Below are 17651 nucleotides of genomic sequence, written 5' to 3' on the forward strand. Positions count from 1 at the left end.
AGTTTGAATTTTTTTATTAGAATTTTCTTTTATTGGATTATCTCCACTTCGGCATTTGGATTGAACAGGTATGTTTTTCCTGAGCTAATTTCGATACATTCAAAACGTTTGGTTCTAACGGCCAATTTCTTGAATGTTTTACCATTTTTAATCCTGAATACACTTCCATAGGGGATTTCAAAAATATAGTTCTTATCGTTGTGCGCATCGTATTGTTTTAAGGCCAAAGACAAGGTCGTATCGGTATCACTACTTGCTGAAGGGTTCTTAAAATGTCGGGCTAATAACGGCAATAAAGTACTTGGGAAAATCTCAGGACGAATAAAAGGAACCATCATTCTTTGAAAAGTAAACTTCCATTCATTTCCATGAGGTTTAATATTTCTGCCAAACTTTTCGAACGCCACTAAATGCGAAATTTCATGAATCAGCGTGATCAGAAAACGATATTTATTTAAACTTGCATTCACCGTAATTTCATGTTTGCCACTAGGTCCTCTTCTGTAATCCCCATGACGCGTCTGGCGTTCATTCACGATTTTCAGATGAACCTGATTGGCAACAATCAAATCAAAAACAGGCCTTACAGCATGCTCCGGTATATATTTTGCAAGGGTCTCGTTCACTATAAGTTAAATGTTATTTGTAAAAAGGGCTTCGACTTCGCTCAGCCTGACATATATGTTTGGAATTTTAGCTTATGGATTAGTAGACGAAACTTCTAAAACCTTTCCGTTAAAATATTTATTTCCGTTAAGCGTAAAATCATAAATATAGGTTGCCATTCCTTCGGCTGATATTGGTGCCTGATAACCCGGGAAAGCTTCATTTAGCATTTCAGTCTGAACGGAACCCAGTGCCAAAACATTAAATGAGATTCCTTTTTCTTTATATTCTTCCGCCAGCAATTCGGTTAAAGTAATTACAGCTCCTTTACTGGAACTATAAGCCGCTAAACCTGCAAATTTCAGACTTCCTCTTACGCCGCCCATAGAACTGATGGTAACCACATGGCTTCCGCTTTGAAGATAAGGAAGACAAATACGGGTTAAGTTGGCAACCGCAAAAACATTCACTTTATAAATACTTTCAAAATCGGACTGAGTGGTTTCGGCAAAAGGCTTTAACAACAATGCACCTGCGTTATGAACCACCGCATCTACTCTATTCCAGGCAGACGAAAGAAATTGATCTACTTCTTGTAAAGCCGCTTCATCTGACAGATCTACTGACAAACAGCTAATGTTTTGATGCTCCAAAAGAGCCTGAGGTGTTTTTCTTGAAATTGCCAAAACCTGATGACCTGCATTGGCAAACTGCAATGCCAATTCGTAACCAATTCCACGACTGGTTCCGGTAACAATAATATTTTTCATAAAGCAAAAATAAGCAAATCGAATAAAAGGACAGAATTATTTATTCATTGTAATTTCCTCAGTTGGTGTGATTGCAATTTTGGTCACTGCCGGCAGAAACTCCTGAATAAAAGAAGTCATATGTGAAATATCCATTACTTTAAATTCGTCTGAGACATGATGGTAAAAGTCGAAGTTTTCGAAGTCGAAAGTACTTATAGACTGACATGGTTTTTTGAATGCCTCATAAAAAGAATAATTATCCGATCGGTAAAACAGTTTGTACTCTGCTTCTTTCGGTAAAAAACCAATAGTCTTTTTACCCGTGTATTCGTTTATTTTCGCAGCCATATTGGTTTTGTCAAAACCGGTAATATAGGCCAGATAGTCCCGTTTCATAGGTACACCAATCATTTCGATATTCAATTGTACGTATAAATTAAAATTTTGCTTTTTAAGTTTTTGCACGAGGCTTTTAGAACCTAACAATCCTTTTTCTTCTCCGGCAAAAAACACAACAAGAATACTGCGTTTGTTCGATTTTGTTTCGCTAAAATACTTTGCCATCTCTGCAACTGCTGTAACTCCGGACGCATCATCATTCGCTCCGTTAAAAACAACATCTGCCTGTTGTTTTTTCTCTAATCCGATGTGATCGTAATGCGCACTTAAGACCACAAATTCTTTTTTCAGCACAGGATCGGTTCCTTCTATCACTCCCACAATATTATAGGCTGGTGTTTTAAAGTTCGTCAACGTGTCTTTATAGGTAGTAAAATAAGGTGTCACATGGTTCTTCTTTAAAAAATTTTCTAAAAAAGCGGCTGCCTTTTCGATACCTTTTGTGCCTGTTTCACGACCTTCCATCTCATCGGAAGACAATTCTTTCAGAAAATCTGAAACTTCAGATTCTTTTACTTTATAGGTTACTTCAATAGGTTTTGAAACAGCTGTTGAAGATGTAGTGTTCACTGTAACGGGATTTGATTTACAGGCCAGAAAAACAAAAGGAAGTAGAATATAAAGTTTTTTCATAAAGAATGATTTAATTGCGCTTCAGGAGCTAAACCTCTAAAGCGGTCGATTTAAAATATTTTTTATACACTTTAAATACCTGAATACTCCCTAAGACCATAAAAAATATCGGAATAAAAACAGGCATCACGTACCTTGATAATGGATTACTTTTCTCAAAAATAGTCTGTAAAACCAGAATCAGGCTTAACATTCCCAAAAAAATACCAATCAAAGTTCCTGCAATATAATAATATTTTAACTTTTTTTCTACGACAATATGCTTTCCGTTAAGCAAATACAGATTCCAGCTCGTCCAGAAAGGCAGCTGTAAAAAATTGAAACAATTTAAAATCACTCCGATAACAAATGGCGAATACCCTAAATACTCCCTTAATTTATCATTTGTTTTTTCGGCTTGATGAAACCCATAATAAAAGAGAAAAGCCAGAACAAACATAAACCCAATAGCAAAAAAATCAATTAGCTTCATTAATTTTTTATTATCGATTAGTTCTCTGGCAAAAAGCAAAGTAAAATAAATGACAAAACTTTCGACAAAAATGACTCCGAACAGAAAGAAAACCAAATTAAAAAGTCCTGATTTCGAATAAATCTCCAAACCTACTACGTTCAAATATCCTAACGGGATCGATCCGATGAAGCTCACCAAAAATCCAACTGAGATATTCTTTAACCTTTTCATTTTTTAAAAATTTATAATCTTACTGTTCTGAGCCAAATGCAATTTATATTCCCGGATTCCAACTTTATAATTCAGGTATGGCACTCCCTTTTTATGATTCGCAGCACTGATCTCATACATATAAGTGATGTGTCTTGCCAATTCTTTCCAGGCAAACCAAACAGAATGTTTAGGATCATAAATATGTGTTGGTTCACTGGCTGCCCCGTTAAGTTCTACAACCTGAAATTTTTCTCCACGTTCTAATTCTTCGAAAGTGTTGTACATAATATCAAAACGCCCAAAATAAAATTCCGGAACCTCTTTAGCAATTTTATCAATCATTGCGGTTAACTTTGGTGTGATCCAATCGCTTCCATCTAAAAATTTTGCGCCACGGGCATGATTCCCGAAAGGAACCAAATTTACTCTTTCACCATATTTCAAAACCTGCTGCAGTTGATCTCCGTATTCCTCTTTTAAAACATCAAGCTGCAATTGAAATCTTGGCGTTTTACAGATTAACCCTTCAATAGTCGAGATTCCGTCACCGGTAACAATTAAAAATTCTTTCGAAACAATTCCGGTAATTTTGCCTTCTTTTTGATGTGGATGACGCACGTAAAAAATACCAACTTCATTTTTAAATGGAATCAAATTCTGCAATAAAAAATCAAAATTTGCTTTTCCGGCATATTCACTCAACTCAAAAACATTTCTTATTTTTTTCACACCAGACCCCCTTAGACCGATATCAGGTTTAGCGATTAAAGGAAAATAAATTCTGTTTTCGACTATTTTTTCTGCAATCTTATTTAGATCCGTATTCTCTTTGATCAAAATAGTATTGGGATAACATTCTCTGGGAAGCAAATCATAAATTTGTTTTTTACTTTCCATTATAAACCCGCCGTTTTTTATCTTCGGATTAGACGCATTAAAGAAAAATACTGATCTTGCTTTGATCGCATAATAGGCCCAAAGAAAATAAATAGGAACGTACAGCACTTTAAAAGGCCAGTACTCCCAATTGGTTACTTTATGAAAAAATAGTTTCATCTTTACTACATTAAATACTTATAAAAGAAGTCGAGAACTCCTTTGTCTTAATTAAATCGCAATACTTAATAGTACCTTTATTCTGCTTGATTACCACCTGAGTTATGCTAAGTGTTTTCAAAACATTTTCTCTATTAATAACCAATCCGTTTTCAGAATCATCATTTTGAGTGTTTTTATGAAAATCTAACATATCGGTAGAGAAGATTTCATCCTTACCTTCCAAAAAATCAAAAAACCAATTGGAGCGTTTCTTTCTAATTTCCGGAGGGTATAAAGTAACCGATGACCAGATGTGATTCTTTGAACTCTCCAACAGTGTCTTAATTTTTACCAAACCATCCCAAATCAGTTCATATAATTCTTCATTTTGATACAAAACCAATGTAAACGGTTCGATATCTTCCAGATTAATTTCATCCCAGAAATCCTTGGGTGACGAACTCGAAATCATATCGAGAGCAATCAGTCCCCTGCTTTTTCTATACAAAAATGAAATCCGATGCTTCTCTGTACCTCCATTCAAAAGTACCAGCACAGTTCCGTTTTTATCTACAGCAAACCACGTCCCTCCCGCTTTTGAATCTTTCGGGTACATCACATTTTTACCATTATGACAATAGTTTCTGGGTGCAATGGCTTCCGGACGGATTACTTTTTCATCCCGATTTGAAGTAATCATTACCACTCCGTTATGGTTGACGAAACTTACTGTACACATTGTTTTCTGTATTCTATGGTGGAACGGGCCACACCAAAATTCTCATGAATCAAAACATCTTTAAACGGCATAACGGCCACTTTGATCAAAGCCTGATGGTGGATGCAATGCTCCAGATTGTATAGCAATTCTCTGTAATAATTGCTTTGAATTCGAAGGGCAAGCCCGTCTATTACCTGTTCTAAATAAATGGTTTTGTTCTCACTTTTCAGATTTGCTTTTATTCCGGTTATAAGTTCTTTTGCAAACGCCGTTTCCGTTTGCATTCGAATATTTCTCTCGCGGTTATCGTAATTCACAACTCCTGAATTGTAACCCTTTTCCAGACCTATAAACATTTCCAGAATGTGTCGCAAATGCTCGCCAATTGTTGCATTATTGAGAGCAGGGCAAGGTCTTGCATAATCTGCATCTGTCAATTGACCTAACAGATCATCGAGTTCATCTAAACTGTGGCGTATTGATTTTAGTAACATGGCTATTTTAAATTTAGAAGATTAAACAATTTACTTTTATTGAAATAAAGTAATCCTAAACAACATAATAAGGTGATAAGGGCCAGTAAAAAAAGTAAGCCTCCATCATGCTGGACTGAAATTCCCAAAACAAATAAATGAGATAGAATAGCACCCGCCATTACTCCACATCCGCCCAAAGCTCCAATCCATGTTGTTTTTGGAATTAAAATTAAAATCGCAACAACCAATTCGGCTATTCCTGATCCAATTCTTCCGTATGGTTCAATTCCTAAAGTCGAGAAAATATAAATGCTTTCTTCTGCTCCGCTGAATTTAAAAAATAAGGTTTGCAACAAAATTCCGGCTGCTATAATCCTTAAAGTCCAGATTATTTTTTCTGATTTTTCCATCTTGTTACCTGTTTATTTTTTTCCAGTTCTCGTCTGCTTGCGTTTTCAGATTAGTCTGATTTTTATTCCAGCTTTTCAAAGTATTATTAAAATAGGCATTGTAAAACAAATAGAGTTTACCGTCGATAATTTTAAAAGTTTCCGGATTTATTTCCACTTTCTCTCCGGAACTTCCCAGAGCATAGGCACACCATCCGCCGTATTGCGGTTCATATTTTGAGGGGTTTTTAAAAAATTCCTGTTTGTTTTCGTTGGAAGAAAATTTATAAATCACCCCCTGATAAGAAGCTGATAATTCATTCTTCCCTTTAATCGCTTTTCCCGAACTAAAATAGGCCACAGGATCATAGCCCTGAATGGCTACTTTATTTTCCAGATTGTACTGACTTAATCTTTTCGCATCATTCTGAGCAAATGAAATACCCGAAACCAAAATCAATACAAAAAATAACAGCTTTTTCATCTTGTTTTATTTTAGGTTTTTTAATATTGAAACGAGTAATTCAGTCGAAATGCGATGCTTAAAGTCAGGAGCAATATACTCGAATGCAATCTCACCTTTTGGATTCACAACAAAAACTGACGGAACGGGTAAGAAACTTTTATTGACTCCTTTAGAATGTACGTTAATTACTGATTTATAGTTTTCAGGAGCTTCGTAAGCAATTCCAATCGCTTTGGTAAATTCTCCTTCAGAGTCAGAAAGCAAAGTATATTTTACTTTATCTTTTTCTTCTGTAATTTTTAAATTCTCCGGAGCATCAGGACTTATTGCGATAATCTGGTATCCAAGATCCAGAATTTGTTTCTCTTCTTCAGCTAACGCCTGAAGATGCATATTGCAATAAGGACACCATCCACCGCGATAGAAAACTAAAACCGTTTTTTTCTTTTCAAGCAAATCAGAGATTTTTACCGTTGCATTTTCAACTGACTTTAATGTGGTATTTGGAATTTTCTCTCCTATTAATAAAGGAGCAATATCGGTCGCCATTTTAGGAAGCGAACTTTGCGCAGTAGCAACAGTACATAAGGCTACTAGAGCAATAAAAAATAATTTTTTCATAATTTTTAACTTTACATCTTAATTTGATAATGTAAAATTACGGTGGTATGAAAAAGGCAAATGTCGGCTAATTTACACTTAGCGTAAAATAGTTAGATTTTGGTAATATCAACAATAACAATCTCTTTTCTATTGTAATGTATCAGCTTATTCGTTTCCATCTCGTTCAGCAATTGGGTTGCCGTTTGTCTTGAAGTACAAATAATTTGTGCAATATCATTCTGTGTCAAATAGTTTTCCATCTTTACCGAATTCCCTTCCGCTACTCCTTCCTTATCTGCCCAGTCTTTAAGAAACTGGTACAATCTGGTTTTTGCATCTTTAGAAACTAAATTGGCATAACTATTTTTAATACGTTTCATTTTCAGTCCCACAAATTTGGTGTACGAAAGTGCGAGCGTTGGATTTCTCAGTAATAAATCTTCGAAATCTGACATCAGGAAGCTGCAAATCGCAACATCATCCGAAAGTACTTTTGCATATTCTTCATTTTTGGCATCTGTTTCCAAAGTTAATTCGCCAAACAAATCCCCTTTCTGAATGATATCTTTTATGGTTTCATTACCTTCTTCATCAATAGACACTATTTTAATGTTTCCTTTTTTGAGTAAAAATATGCGGGGTAAATCTGAAGTAGAAAAATAAATAATTTCTCCTTTTGACGCTTTTTTAAAACCTGTGATAATGCACAATTGTTTGATCTGTGAGTAACTCAAAGTTCTAAACAATTTATGGTCCCGTAAATACCAGTATTTTAAATCTTCGTACATAAAAGTTTATTTCTGTAAATATAACGAAATTAAAATCCAAACAAAAACCCTTTCAGACATTGGGCAGCCTGAAAGGGTTTCGATTATCTAAGTTTCAAAGAGATTTATCCCGCAATAACGGCTCTTGAAATTACAATTTTCTGAATTTCTGAAGTTCCTTCGTAAATCTGAGTAATTTTTGCATCACGCATTAAACGCTCTACATGGTACTCCTTTACGTAACCGTTACCTCCATGAATCTGAACCGCTTCAACGGCAGTATCCATTGCTACTTGCGAAGCAAACAATTTCGCCATCGCACCACTTACATCATAATTTTTATGCTGGTCTTTATCCCAGGCTGCTTTCATACACAAATGACGTGCTGCTTCAATATTAACCGCCATATCTGCCAATTTAAAAGCAATTGCCTGATGGTTGCAGATTTCAGTTCCGAAAGCTTTACGCTCTTTAGAATATTTCAAAGCCAGTTCATAAGCTCCTGAAGCAATTCCTAAAGCCTGAGAAGCAATTCCGATACGACCTCCTGCAAGCGTTTTCATGGCAAATTTAAATCCGAAACCATCTTCTCCAATTCTGTTTTCTTTAGGAACTTTTACATCACTAAACATTAAAGAGTGCGTATCAGAACCACGGATTCCCATTTTTTGCTCTTTTGGTCCAATAGAAAAGCCTGGCATGTCTTTCGTCATGATCAAAGCGTTGATTCCTTTGTGTCTTTTCTCCGGATCCGTTTGTGCAATCACTAAATAAACAGATGCTGTATTTCCGTTGGTAATCCAGTTTTTCGTTCCGTTTACCAAATAATGATCTCCCATATCAACCGCGGTTGTTTTTTGAGAAGTAGCATCACTACCCGCCTCAGGCTCACTCAAACAAAATGCTCCGTGAATCTCTCCCGATGCTAAACCTGGTAAATACTTTTGTTTTTGTTCTTCAGTTCCAAATTCCTGCAGTCCCCAACAAACTAATGAGTTGTTTACAGACATCACTACAGAAGCTGAGGCATCTACTTTTGAAATTTCTTCCATCGCAATTACATAAGAAATGGCATCCAGTCCGCTTCCTCCATATTTAGGATCAACCATCATTCCAAGGAATCCTAATTGCCCCATTTTTTTTATTTGTTCTGTCGGAAAAATTTGTTTTTCGTCACGTTCAATAACTCCCGGCAGCAATTCGTTTTGAGCAAAATCTCTTGCAGCTTGTTGAATCATTAAATGTTCTTCGGTAAGATTAAAATCCATAGTTATCCTTTTTTATTTTTCTCAGCTTAACCCGATTTAAAATATCGAAATTAAGATGACGGTTATTTTTGTTTTGTTTTTTTGAATTGCTTTTTTTGTAAAAAGGCTCCCAAAGATAAATTTTAAAAGTGAGTTTAACAATGCGCGCATATAAATTTACTAGATCGGCAATAATTACGATAACGTTTTCGTTATAATCTTAAAAATTTAGCGTAACACGCATCAAATTTGCAATCATTACTCTAAAAAACAAGAATAAAATACAGGATCAAAAAAGTCCGATCGCTAAAATTTTAGTAAAGTTTAGTTATTCAAAAGATTAAACAATTCTTAAAATATACGGCTTCCCGTAAAACATCTCTTACTAATTTGATTACTAATCTTATACAAACAAAAAAAGCAAAATTGAGTCAAAAAAAACATATTTAAGAACGCTATAAAATTGATAAATTAACATTATTTTTGCTCAATAATTATAATTTCCATAAAACATGAAAAAAAGTTTACTTCTACTTACATTCCTTTTTAGTATACAATTCTCAACCGTTTCAGCCCAGACTCAGCTTGATGTGAATGGCGTAACGGTTCCAAGAAAAATTGAATTTCAGGGCAAAACTTTACAGCTTAATGGTGCTGGAGGCCGATCAAAAATGTGGTTGGAAGTTTATGTTCAGGCCTTATATTTATCGCAGCTAAGTCAGGATCCTCAATTTATTATTGACAGCGATACCGAAATGGCAATCCGAATTGAAATTACTTCTTCAATGGTTTCTTCAAGCAAACTTACTAAAGCGATGAATGCCGGTTTTGAAAAATCTGCGTCAAGCAATCTTAATCAATTGCGTCCCCGAATCGAAGAATTTAAAACTTTTTTAAGTGACATGATTACTGAAAAAGATGTGTTTGTTCTTGCTTATAATCCGCTGGACCAAACCATCAATGTATACAAAAATGAAGTTTTAAAAGGAAAAATTCCCGGGTTTGATTTCAAAAAAGCATTATTCGGAATCTGGCTTTCAGACAAACCTGTTGATGAGACATTAAAAAAACACTTATTAGGAATATAATTTGTTAGATTTATAAAATTCAAAAGCCGAAAACGTATTGTTTTCGGCTTTCTTTTTTCTCTTCCATAAAATTTTGACACGAGATACATTATTCGCATTATTCTATTTTATACTTTTACACAAACTAAACATATCTCAACAAAATGAAAGATTTATTACAGCAATTTGAAAATAAAGCACCTGAAATTGTTTTTAACTGGAAAGATTCCGAAACAGAAGCCGAAGGATGGACTGTTATCAACTCACTGCGCGGTGGAGCTGCGGGTGGAGGAACAAGAATGAGAAAAGGCTTAGATATGAATGAAGTTTTATCGTTGGCCAAAACTATGGAAGTTAAATTTTCTGTTTCAGGACCAGCCATTGGAGGTGCCAAATCAGGAATAAATTTTGACCCAAATGATCCACGTAAAAAAGGAGTATTACAACGTTGGTACAAAGCCGTTTCTCCATTATTAAAAAGTTACTACGGAACCGGAGGAGATTTAAATGTAGATGAAATTCACGAAGTAATTCCAATGACCGAAGAATGTGGTGTATGGCATCCGCAGGAAGGTGTTTTCAACGGACACTTCAAACCTACCGAAGCAGATAAAATTAATAGAATCGGACAATTGCGTCAGGGTGTTATCAAAGTAATCGAAAACCCAAAGTTCTCTCCTGATGTAACCCGAAAATATACGGTTGCCGACATGATTACCGGTTATGGTGTTGCCGAAGCGGCTCGTCATTTCTATGCCACTTACGGTGGAGACATCAAAGGTAAAAAAGCAATTGTTCAGGGATTTGGAAATGTAGGTTCAGCTGCCGCTTTCTATTTGGCTGAAATGGGTGCTAAAGTAATCGGAATTATTGACCGTGACGGAGGATTAATTAAAGAAGAAGGTTTTTCATTTGAAGAAATCAGAACTTTGTTTTTAAATAAAGACGGAAACAAATTAGTTGCCGATAACATGATCCCATTTGACGAAATCAACACTAAAATCTGGACAATTGGTGCCGAAATCTTCACCCCTTGTGCAGCTTCAAGATTGGTAACTCAGGAACAAATCGATAACTTAATCGCAAATGGATTAGAAGTTATTTCATGTGGAGCAAACGTACCTTTTGCTGATAAAGAAATTTTCTTCGGTTCTATCATGGAAGAAGTGGATAGCAAAGTAAGTTTGATTCCTGATTTCATTTCAAACTGTGGAATGGCAAGAGTTTTTGCTTATTTCATGGAGAAAAAAGTTCAGATGACGGACGAAGATATCTTTAATGATACTTCAGAAATTATAAAAAATGCGATTGTTAAAGCTCACACTTTAAATCCATCCAAAACAAATATCAGTGCAACTGCTTTTGAAATTGCATTGAAACAATTAGTATAATTTTTTTATACTTTATCAAAACGGGCCAGATGAACATCTGGCCTGTTTTTTTTATGTTTCACACTGATTCAGCTGATCCTTTTGATTCAGCTTCCCCATTAATTACAAAACCTGCGCAAATCAGCTAAATCGGCGTGCAAAAAACAGTAAGCCATAAAATCACCCACTCTTCTATTCTAAACAATTTTTACTACTTTTAAGCGTTTTTTATATAATACAATTTCAAAATTCAAAATAAAAATGAGTTCCATTTCTTCAGATCAAAAGAAATCCTTACTACTCACTACTGCTATTTATGCAGTACTAATTGCGTTGTTATTTCTCATACGCTTTTGGCCTCCTTACAATCCGGAGAACAATGTGGCTTTGGCTTCTGGCGGAGGTGGCGGAGGTGTTACGGTAAATTTTGGAGACAGCGATTTAGGTTCGGGAGCAAATTATAAAAGTGAAGTTTTAAATGTAAAAAACGAAGCCCGACAAACTCCGGCAAAAGCAACACCGGACGAAGCAATTTTAACTCAGGAAAATACCACAACCGATGAAAGTGTTGCAATTCCAACAAAGGAAAAACCAAAAAAAGCAACACCCGTTGTAAAACCGGAAGCAAAACCGATTCCTGAAAAACCAAAAGTTTCCAATTCTACAAACGATGCCTTATCAAGTATTTTAAAAGGATCGAATAAAGGTGGTGATGGCGACGATAAAGCAGCTGGAAACAAAGGAAAAGCGAACGGCAGTCTAAGTTCAAACGGATATTATGGAACGGGAGGTTCGGGAGGAGGAACTGGCGGTGGCAACGGAACCGGAAATGGAATCGGTACCGGAAGTGGTTATGGCCCAGGAAGTGGCGGCGGTTCCGGTGGAGGATCTGGATATTCGCTAAACGGACGCAAAGCACTGTCTAAACCGGCACCAAAATACACCTGCAATGAAGAAGGAAAAGTAGTGGTAGAAGTTACTGTAGATCAAAATGGTAAAACCATTAGCGCAACTGCGGGAATAAAAGGAACAACTAATACCGCAAGCTGTTTACTGGAGCAGGCAAAAATAGCGGCATTGAACACAAAATGGTCAGCAGACGACAAAGCAGCCGCAAAACAGGTTGGAAAAATAATTTACAATTTCAGTCTGGATTAAACACAAATTACACAGATTTACACTAAAATCTGTTTCCATAAAAAAAGGCTTTCAGAATTTCCTGAAAGCCTTTTTTATTTTCATCAAGTAGTTTATTCTTTTTTTCGTCGCCCCCAAGAGGATAAAACTGTATGTTTATCTTATTTCGGACTGGTAGCAATAACAAACTTTAAATTATTCTTTACTCCTATTTGCAACACATCAACTAAATCCTGAACCTGAAGATTAAACGGAATTCGAACCACCACGGTTTGCTGTTTGTCAGCTCCAATTTTCGACATTAGAGTGGTTTCCAAAGCATCAAATTCAACAGGTACTTTGTCGATATAGAACTTTTTGTCTTCGGTAACAGACAAACTAATTAATTGTTTATTTGTTTTTTCATTGGCTTTCGCTTTCGGCAATGTCATTTTAATCACATTAGGATTCGCAAGTGTTGATATAATAAGGAAAAACAACAACAGGAAAAACATAATATCACTTAATGATGATGTCGCCACTTCAGCATGAAACCTTCTTTTTCTCTTGATAGACATACCTTATGCTCTTTGAATTATATTGACAAATTCTAATATTTGTTTCTGAATCTTCAACGCAAAATCATCAATTTTTCCATTCAGTAAGTGATATGCACTATAGGCAATAATCCCCACAATTAATCCGGAACCCGAGCTGATCATTTTCTCATACAATCCTCCAGAAATATTTCCAATACTAATATTTTCAGTAACCGAAATACTGTAGAAAATCTTAATTACACCCGAAATAGTTCCAATAAAACCAAGCGTTGGAGCAATTCCGGCAATAAGTCCCAGATGTCCCAAATTTCTTTCCATTTCACCAATTTCAATATCAGCGGCACGATCCATGTTAGATTCAATCTCAGCAATTGGCCTTCCAATAACCAGCACACCTTCTTTCAGAATATTTCCTGCTGCTGTATCACTTCTTTCCACAATAGTCCTGGCTAATTCAATATTTCCGGCATTTAATTTATCTCCCACATCCTGTATCAATCGGGAATCGATTCTTGATGCTTTTTTGATATATAAGTAACGTTCAAAAATGATATAAATAGTATAAAATAATAATAGTGCAATCGGAATTAAGAAAACTCCTCCTTTCATAATAAACCCAAACATTGAAATTTCATTTTCAGGTGCAATCTTTTCGATAACTACGTTTGAGGCATTTGCGATGGTATCAGCTTGTAATTGAATGTAGCTAAACATATATTAATTCTTGTTTTTAATAATTAATTCTAAAAAATATTTGAAATTTGCAATAAAGATAATTTTCACTCCCTTATAAAACTAAAAAAAATGAAAATTATTTCAATTCGAAACTATTTTAACGCAATTCAATGAACTATCAGGAAACCACAAACTGGATGTTTAATCAGCTTCCAATGTACCAACTTCAGGGAGCTTCGGCATACAAAGAAGATTTGACTAATATTAAGTTGCTGGCTGCACATCTTGGCGACCCTCAGGATCAGTTAAAATGCATCCACGTTGCCGGAACCAATGGTAAAGGATCGACCTCGCACATGCTGGCTTCAGTTTTACAGGAAGCCGGATATAAAGTAGGATTGTATACCTCTCCGCACCTTAAAGATTTTAGGGAACGAATTAAAATTAATGGCCAGGAAATCTCCGAAGATTTTGTTTGTCAATTCGTAGCCAAACACAAAAACTTTTTTGAAGCCAATGATATGAGTTTTTTCGAAATGTCTGTTGGACTAGCCTTCGATTACTTCGCTTCAGAGAAAACTGACATTGCTATAATTGAAGTTGGTCTTGGCGGAAGACTCGATGCAACCAACATAATCACACCATTATTATCGGTTATTACCAACATCGATTTAGACCATACTCAGTTTTTAGGAAATACCCCGGCAGCAATTGCTGGTGAAAAAGCCGGAATCATAAAACCAAATGTTCCTGTTGTTATTGGGGAATACACCTTTGAGACTCAACCTGTATTCTTAGCCAAAGCAAAATTAAATGAAGCTCCCATCTATTTTGCCTCCGATTTAATCGCAGAAGTTTTTCCTTCCGATCTCATTGGCGATTATCAGTTTCACAATAAAAAAACGGTACAGCAGACAATCCATATATTAAATTCTCAAAATGAGTTTAAAATCTCAGACGAAAATCTGAAAAACGGTTTATTACAGGTTGTAAAAAATACCGGTTTACAAGGCAGATGGCAGCAATTGGGAGAAAACCCAAAGATCATCTGTGATACTGCCCACAACCAGCACGGACTAGCTGTTGTAATGAAGCAAATCCAAAAAGAGAGTTTCGAAAATTTACATATTGTTCTGGGAGTTGTAAACGACAAAGATCTCGATTCTATTTTACCTCTTTTTCCTAAAAATGCACAATACTATTTTTGCAGTCCGAATTCGTCCAGAGGTCTAAAGACTGAAATTTTAAATGAAGCCGCTAAAAAGCACCATTTAATAGGGGAAAATTACGACTCGGTAGAGCATGCTTTTGTTACAGCCAGAAAAAATGCTTCAAAAAATGATTTTATTTACGTTGGAGGAAGCACTTTTGTAGTCGCTGAATTGCCGCTTGCCTAAACAAAAGTCCCAAAAGAAAAAAAGCTGCAAAAAAACAATTTAATAACAAATTCATAAACAGCGAGATATAAATCATTTTTAAAAAAGTTTTACTTTTTATTCGATTTTCTTTGCAGAACTCAAAAACTAGCGTATATTTGCACTCGCAATCACAAACGATAGCAACCTAGTAAAATAGGGCGATTAGCTCAGCTGGTTCAGAGCACCTCGTTTACACCGAGGGGGTCGGGGGTTCGAACCCCTCATCGCCCACAAAAAACTCCTTAAGAAATTAAGGAGTTTTTTTTTTGCTATTTATTACCCCGAATTACTAATGTTGAATTGACACAATTTCCTTAACTGCCTCGATAAACAAATCAATTTCAACAAAAGTATTATAATAATGAGGAGATGCTCTCACTGCCCATTTCACTCCCTTTTCATCAAAATCAATAACAGCGAAATTTCTAAAACTCGGAACCACATTTATTTCTCTCTTCAGTAACTCATCAACAATATATTTTGGTTGAGAATCCTCGACAAAAAATGTCACCAAGCCCCCAAGTTCAGGTCCTTTATCCAAAACCCTAACTTTAGAAATTTTAGCCAATTCGTCTCTCATATATTTTGACAACAACTGTATTTGCCTCCAAATTCTATCCTCCCCAATACTTAAACAATATTCAATAGCAGCTTTGCTTCCCAAAACAAGGGCATAAGCAAATTCCCAATCTTCAAAACGTTTAGCATCCGGTTGTTGTTTATATATATCTTTTTCAATCCAATCAGCACCTCTCATATCAATAAACAAAGGCTCGAGTCCAGACTCAAGAACCTTGTCCGAAACATACAAAAATCCCGTGCCACGCGGACCTCTCAAAAATTTCCTGATCGTAATACTTAAAAAATCACATTTCAATTCCTCAACATCCAACTTCATTTGTCCCACCGATTGACAAGCATCCAGAATATACCAGGTTTTATCAGCATGTACTTTCCTATAACGATTGTATATTTCACCTATACTTTTAACAGGTTGAACCAAACCGGAATTGGTTGGAATATGCGTTATAGCCAATAATCTTGGCTGAAGAGAAAATAATTTTTCCTCGAGATCTTCTAGATCAACACCACCAGTCTCAGCATTCTTGATTCTTACTATTTTAATTCCAAATCGTTTTTGACATGAAATAAACTGAATTTGATTCGAAATAAAATCATCATTATCTGTCAAAACCACATCATCCCTCAAAAAAGGAATAGAAGACAACGCACGGGTATAAGAATCCGTAGCACTCGCCGTAAAAGCAATATTCGACGGATTACAATTAACTAATTTTCCAGCCTGAGCGTAAAATTCCTTTATTACATCTGCCTTCAAAGCCGCAGCCTCATACCCCCCAATTTCAGATTCCAACTTTACATGTTCCAATATAGACCGAGTTACCACATCAGGCATTAAACCTGCGCCTGCATTGTTAAGATGGTTTACATTTTTACACCCAATTGTTTCACTTCTAAATTTTTCGATTTCTTCTTCAGAAAAAACACTTTCATTTCTTTTCATTATTCTTCTTTTATGTTAAATATTACAACACAAAACTACTTATACCTTCCTGCTTTATTTCGGCAAATAAATACTACAAACAACTAATTTAACCTAAATTTACTTGAAAATCAGGTAAAAAATGCAAGCACTCGACGAATACGACAAAAAAATTTTACAATACATTCAAAAAAACAATAGACTGACCGCCCAAGAACTTGGCGACTTAGTAAATTTAAGCAGTTCAGCCGTACAAAGAAGATTAGCAAGATTAAGAGAAAATAAAATAATAGAGGCCGATATATCAATAATAGCACCAAGCACTATTGGCTTAACGATTACTTGCATAGTAGACATCATTCTAGCGGACGGAAATTCAAAAGCTTTAGAAAAATTCAAGGATTCTATGCGGAAATGCCACGAAGTGATGCAATGTTATTTCGTCACCGGTACCTATGATTTTGTTATTATTGTAAACGCAAAAGACATGCAGCATTATGAATCTTTTGCCAAAAAATGGCTAATGGATGATCCGAATGTTAAACATTTCTACACTCATGTAATAATGGACAAGGTAAAAGTTGGCTACGATGTAGCAATTTAACCTCATATTCCTTTCCATAAAAATCACTTCAAAACAGGGGCTTAAATCGCTTTTCTCATCTAAAACAAACAAAAACCTCACTCTCCGGATAAAACTAAAAATAAAGCACTAAAAAAACACTTAAAAAAACATCTCAACTACACATTCCCTATGCGGTTACATATTCATCTTTTCATGTTAGCTAATTATTATGGCGTTCCCCTTTGGGTCGGGCTGTCCGCTAAATCTTTTGCGATAGAAGTTTAAGGGAATTTTTAAAAGCATGAGCATCGCAAAAGGATATCGCTCCCATCCCTAACGCAATTTGTAAAAAAAAGAATATTTAAAGAAAAAAGGACTAAAGTTTTTAACCACAAAGTCCGCAAAGGTATACGCAAAGCACGCAAGGAAAAAGGGCTGAAAGCCCGAAAAGCAGAGAGCATGGTGCGAAGCACTATGAACCAAAATGAACAATAAACATCGCCCTAAAAGGGCAAAAACCCATACACCTAATAAAAAATCCGTTCTAATCCGCGTTTTCGCCTAGCGAATCCGTATCATCCGCGTTTTATTTTTTAATCGCAAAGATTTACA

The 17651-nt window shown here is 35.6% G+C and carries 20 protein-coding genes and 1 tRNA gene; 6 read left to right on the top strand and 15 right to left on the bottom strand.

What is annotated here, in order from left to right; translation table 11 throughout:
* Positions 1-29: 29 nt before the first annotated feature.
* The 12 genes from C245_RS0121960 to C245_RS0122015 all read right to left on the bottom strand — a co-directional run bounded on the left by C245_RS0121960 (position 30) and on the right by C245_RS0122015 (position 8785).
* A complete protein-coding gene (locus tag C245_RS0121960) occupies positions 30-626 on the bottom strand; it encodes a SprT-like domain-containing protein (RefSeq protein WP_017498766.1) in 597 nt (198 codons plus the stop codon).
* 72 nt (positions 627-698) lie between these two features.
* Positions 699-1376, bottom strand: coding sequence for an SDR family oxidoreductase (locus C245_RS0121965; protein WP_017498767.1), 678 nt, complete (start codon positions 1374-1376; stop codon positions 699-701).
* Between the two features lie 36 nt (positions 1377-1412).
* Entirely contained in the window at positions 1413-2390 is a 978-nt protein-coding gene (locus C245_RS0121970) for a M20/M25/M40 family metallo-hydrolase (RefSeq protein ID WP_017498768.1), read from the bottom strand.
* A gap of 28 nt (positions 2391-2418) precedes the next feature.
* Entirely contained in the window at positions 2419-3075 is a 657-nt protein-coding gene (locus tag C245_RS0121975) for a hypothetical protein (protein WP_017498769.1), read from the bottom strand.
* A 3-nt stretch (positions 3076-3078) separates the two neighbouring features.
* Positions 3079-4113, bottom strand: a complete 1035-nt coding sequence (locus C245_RS0121980) for a hypothetical protein (protein WP_017498770.1) — start codon at positions 4111-4113, stop codon at positions 3079-3081.
* A 10-nt stretch (positions 4114-4123) separates the two neighbouring features.
* A complete protein-coding gene (locus C245_RS0121985; RefSeq protein WP_017498771.1) occupies positions 4124-4834 on the bottom strand; it encodes an NRDE family protein in 711 nt (236 codons plus the stop codon).
* Positions 4822-5310, bottom strand: a complete 489-nt coding sequence (locus C245_RS0121990; protein ID WP_017498772.1) for a hypothetical protein — start codon at positions 5308-5310, stop codon at positions 4822-4824. Before C245_RS0121990 ends, C245_RS0121985 begins: the two co-directional genes overlap by 13 nt.
* A gap of 2 nt (positions 5311-5312) precedes the next feature.
* Complete coding sequence (locus C245_RS0121995) at positions 5313-5702, bottom strand: DoxX family membrane protein (protein WP_017498773.1); 390 nt, start codon at positions 5700-5702, stop codon at positions 5313-5315.
* Positions 5703-5706: 4 nt separating this feature from the next.
* Positions 5707-6165: a YHS domain-containing (seleno)protein gene (locus tag C245_RS0122000; RefSeq protein WP_017498774.1), complete on the bottom strand. Its 459-nt coding sequence runs from the start codon at positions 6163-6165 to the stop codon at positions 5707-5709.
* A 6-nt stretch (positions 6166-6171) separates the two neighbouring features.
* On the bottom strand, positions 6172-6768 hold the full coding sequence (locus tag C245_RS0122005) for a peroxiredoxin-like family protein (RefSeq protein ID WP_017498775.1): 597 nt from the start codon (positions 6766-6768) through the stop codon (positions 6172-6174).
* A gap of 92 nt (positions 6769-6860) precedes the next feature.
* Entirely contained in the window at positions 6861-7538 is a 678-nt protein-coding gene (locus C245_RS0122010; protein ID WP_017498776.1) for a Crp/Fnr family transcriptional regulator, read from the bottom strand.
* Positions 7539-7642: 104 nt separating this feature from the next.
* Positions 7643-8785, bottom strand: a complete 1143-nt coding sequence (locus C245_RS0122015; RefSeq protein WP_026110222.1) for an acyl-CoA dehydrogenase — start codon at positions 8783-8785, stop codon at positions 7643-7645.
* A 491-nt stretch (positions 8786-9276) separates the two neighbouring features.
* Here C245_RS0122015 and C245_RS0122020 point away from each other — a divergent pair, with 491 nt between their 5' ends.
* From C245_RS0122020 to C245_RS0122035, 3 genes are all read left to right on the top strand, one after another.
* Positions 9277-9852: a chalcone isomerase family protein gene (locus C245_RS0122020; protein ID WP_017498778.1), complete on the top strand. Its 576-nt coding sequence runs from the start codon at positions 9277-9279 to the stop codon at positions 9850-9852.
* Positions 9853-9995: 143 nt separating this feature from the next.
* Positions 9996-11222 (top strand): Glu/Leu/Phe/Val dehydrogenase dimerization domain-containing protein, encoded by a 1227-nt coding sequence (locus C245_RS0122025; RefSeq protein WP_017498779.1) that lies wholly within the window; start codon positions 9996-9998, stop codon positions 11220-11222.
* A gap of 240 nt (positions 11223-11462) precedes the next feature.
* Complete coding sequence (locus C245_RS0122035) at positions 11463-12359, top strand: hypothetical protein (RefSeq protein ID WP_017498781.1); 897 nt, start codon at positions 11463-11465, stop codon at positions 12357-12359.
* A gap of 140 nt (positions 12360-12499) precedes the next feature.
* On the opposite strand, the gene C245_RS0122040 is transcribed toward C245_RS0122035, so the two are convergent.
* Positions 12500-12895: a biopolymer transporter ExbD gene (locus C245_RS0122040; RefSeq protein WP_026110223.1), complete on the bottom strand. Its 396-nt coding sequence runs from the start codon at positions 12893-12895 to the stop codon at positions 12500-12502.
* Between the two features lie 3 nt (positions 12896-12898).
* A complete protein-coding gene (locus C245_RS0122045) occupies positions 12899-13591 on the bottom strand; it encodes a MotA/TolQ/ExbB proton channel family protein (RefSeq protein WP_017498783.1) in 693 nt (230 codons plus the stop codon).
* Positions 13592-13722: 131 nt separating this feature from the next.
* Here C245_RS0122045 and C245_RS0122050 point away from each other — a divergent pair, with 131 nt between their 5' ends.
* Both C245_RS0122050 and C245_RS0122055 read left to right on the top strand, forming a co-directional pair.
* Positions 13723-14949 (top strand): folylpolyglutamate synthase/dihydrofolate synthase family protein, encoded by a 1227-nt coding sequence (locus C245_RS0122050; RefSeq protein ID WP_017498784.1) that lies wholly within the window; start codon positions 13723-13725, stop codon positions 14947-14949.
* Positions 14950-15126: 177 nt separating this feature from the next.
* Positions 15127-15201 (top strand) — tRNA-Val (locus C245_RS0122055).
* A 58-nt stretch (positions 15202-15259) separates the two neighbouring features.
* Here C245_RS0122055 and C245_RS0122060 read toward each other — a convergent pair.
* Entirely contained in the window at positions 15260-16495 is a 1236-nt protein-coding gene (locus C245_RS0122060) for an aminotransferase class V-fold PLP-dependent enzyme (protein ID WP_017498785.1), read from the bottom strand.
* 121 nt (positions 16496-16616) lie between these two features.
* Here C245_RS0122060 and C245_RS0122065 point away from each other — a divergent pair, with 121 nt between their 5' ends.
* On the top strand, positions 16617-17078 hold the full coding sequence (locus C245_RS0122065) for an Lrp/AsnC family transcriptional regulator (protein WP_017498786.1): 462 nt from the start codon (positions 16617-16619) through the stop codon (positions 17076-17078).
* Positions 17079-17651: the final 573 nt, after the last annotated feature.

Origin of the sequence: Flavobacterium sp. WG21 (assembly GCF_000335775.1) — a bacterium.
Lineage (GTDB): Bacteria > Bacteroidota > Bacteroidia > Flavobacteriales > Flavobacteriaceae > Flavobacterium > Flavobacterium tructae.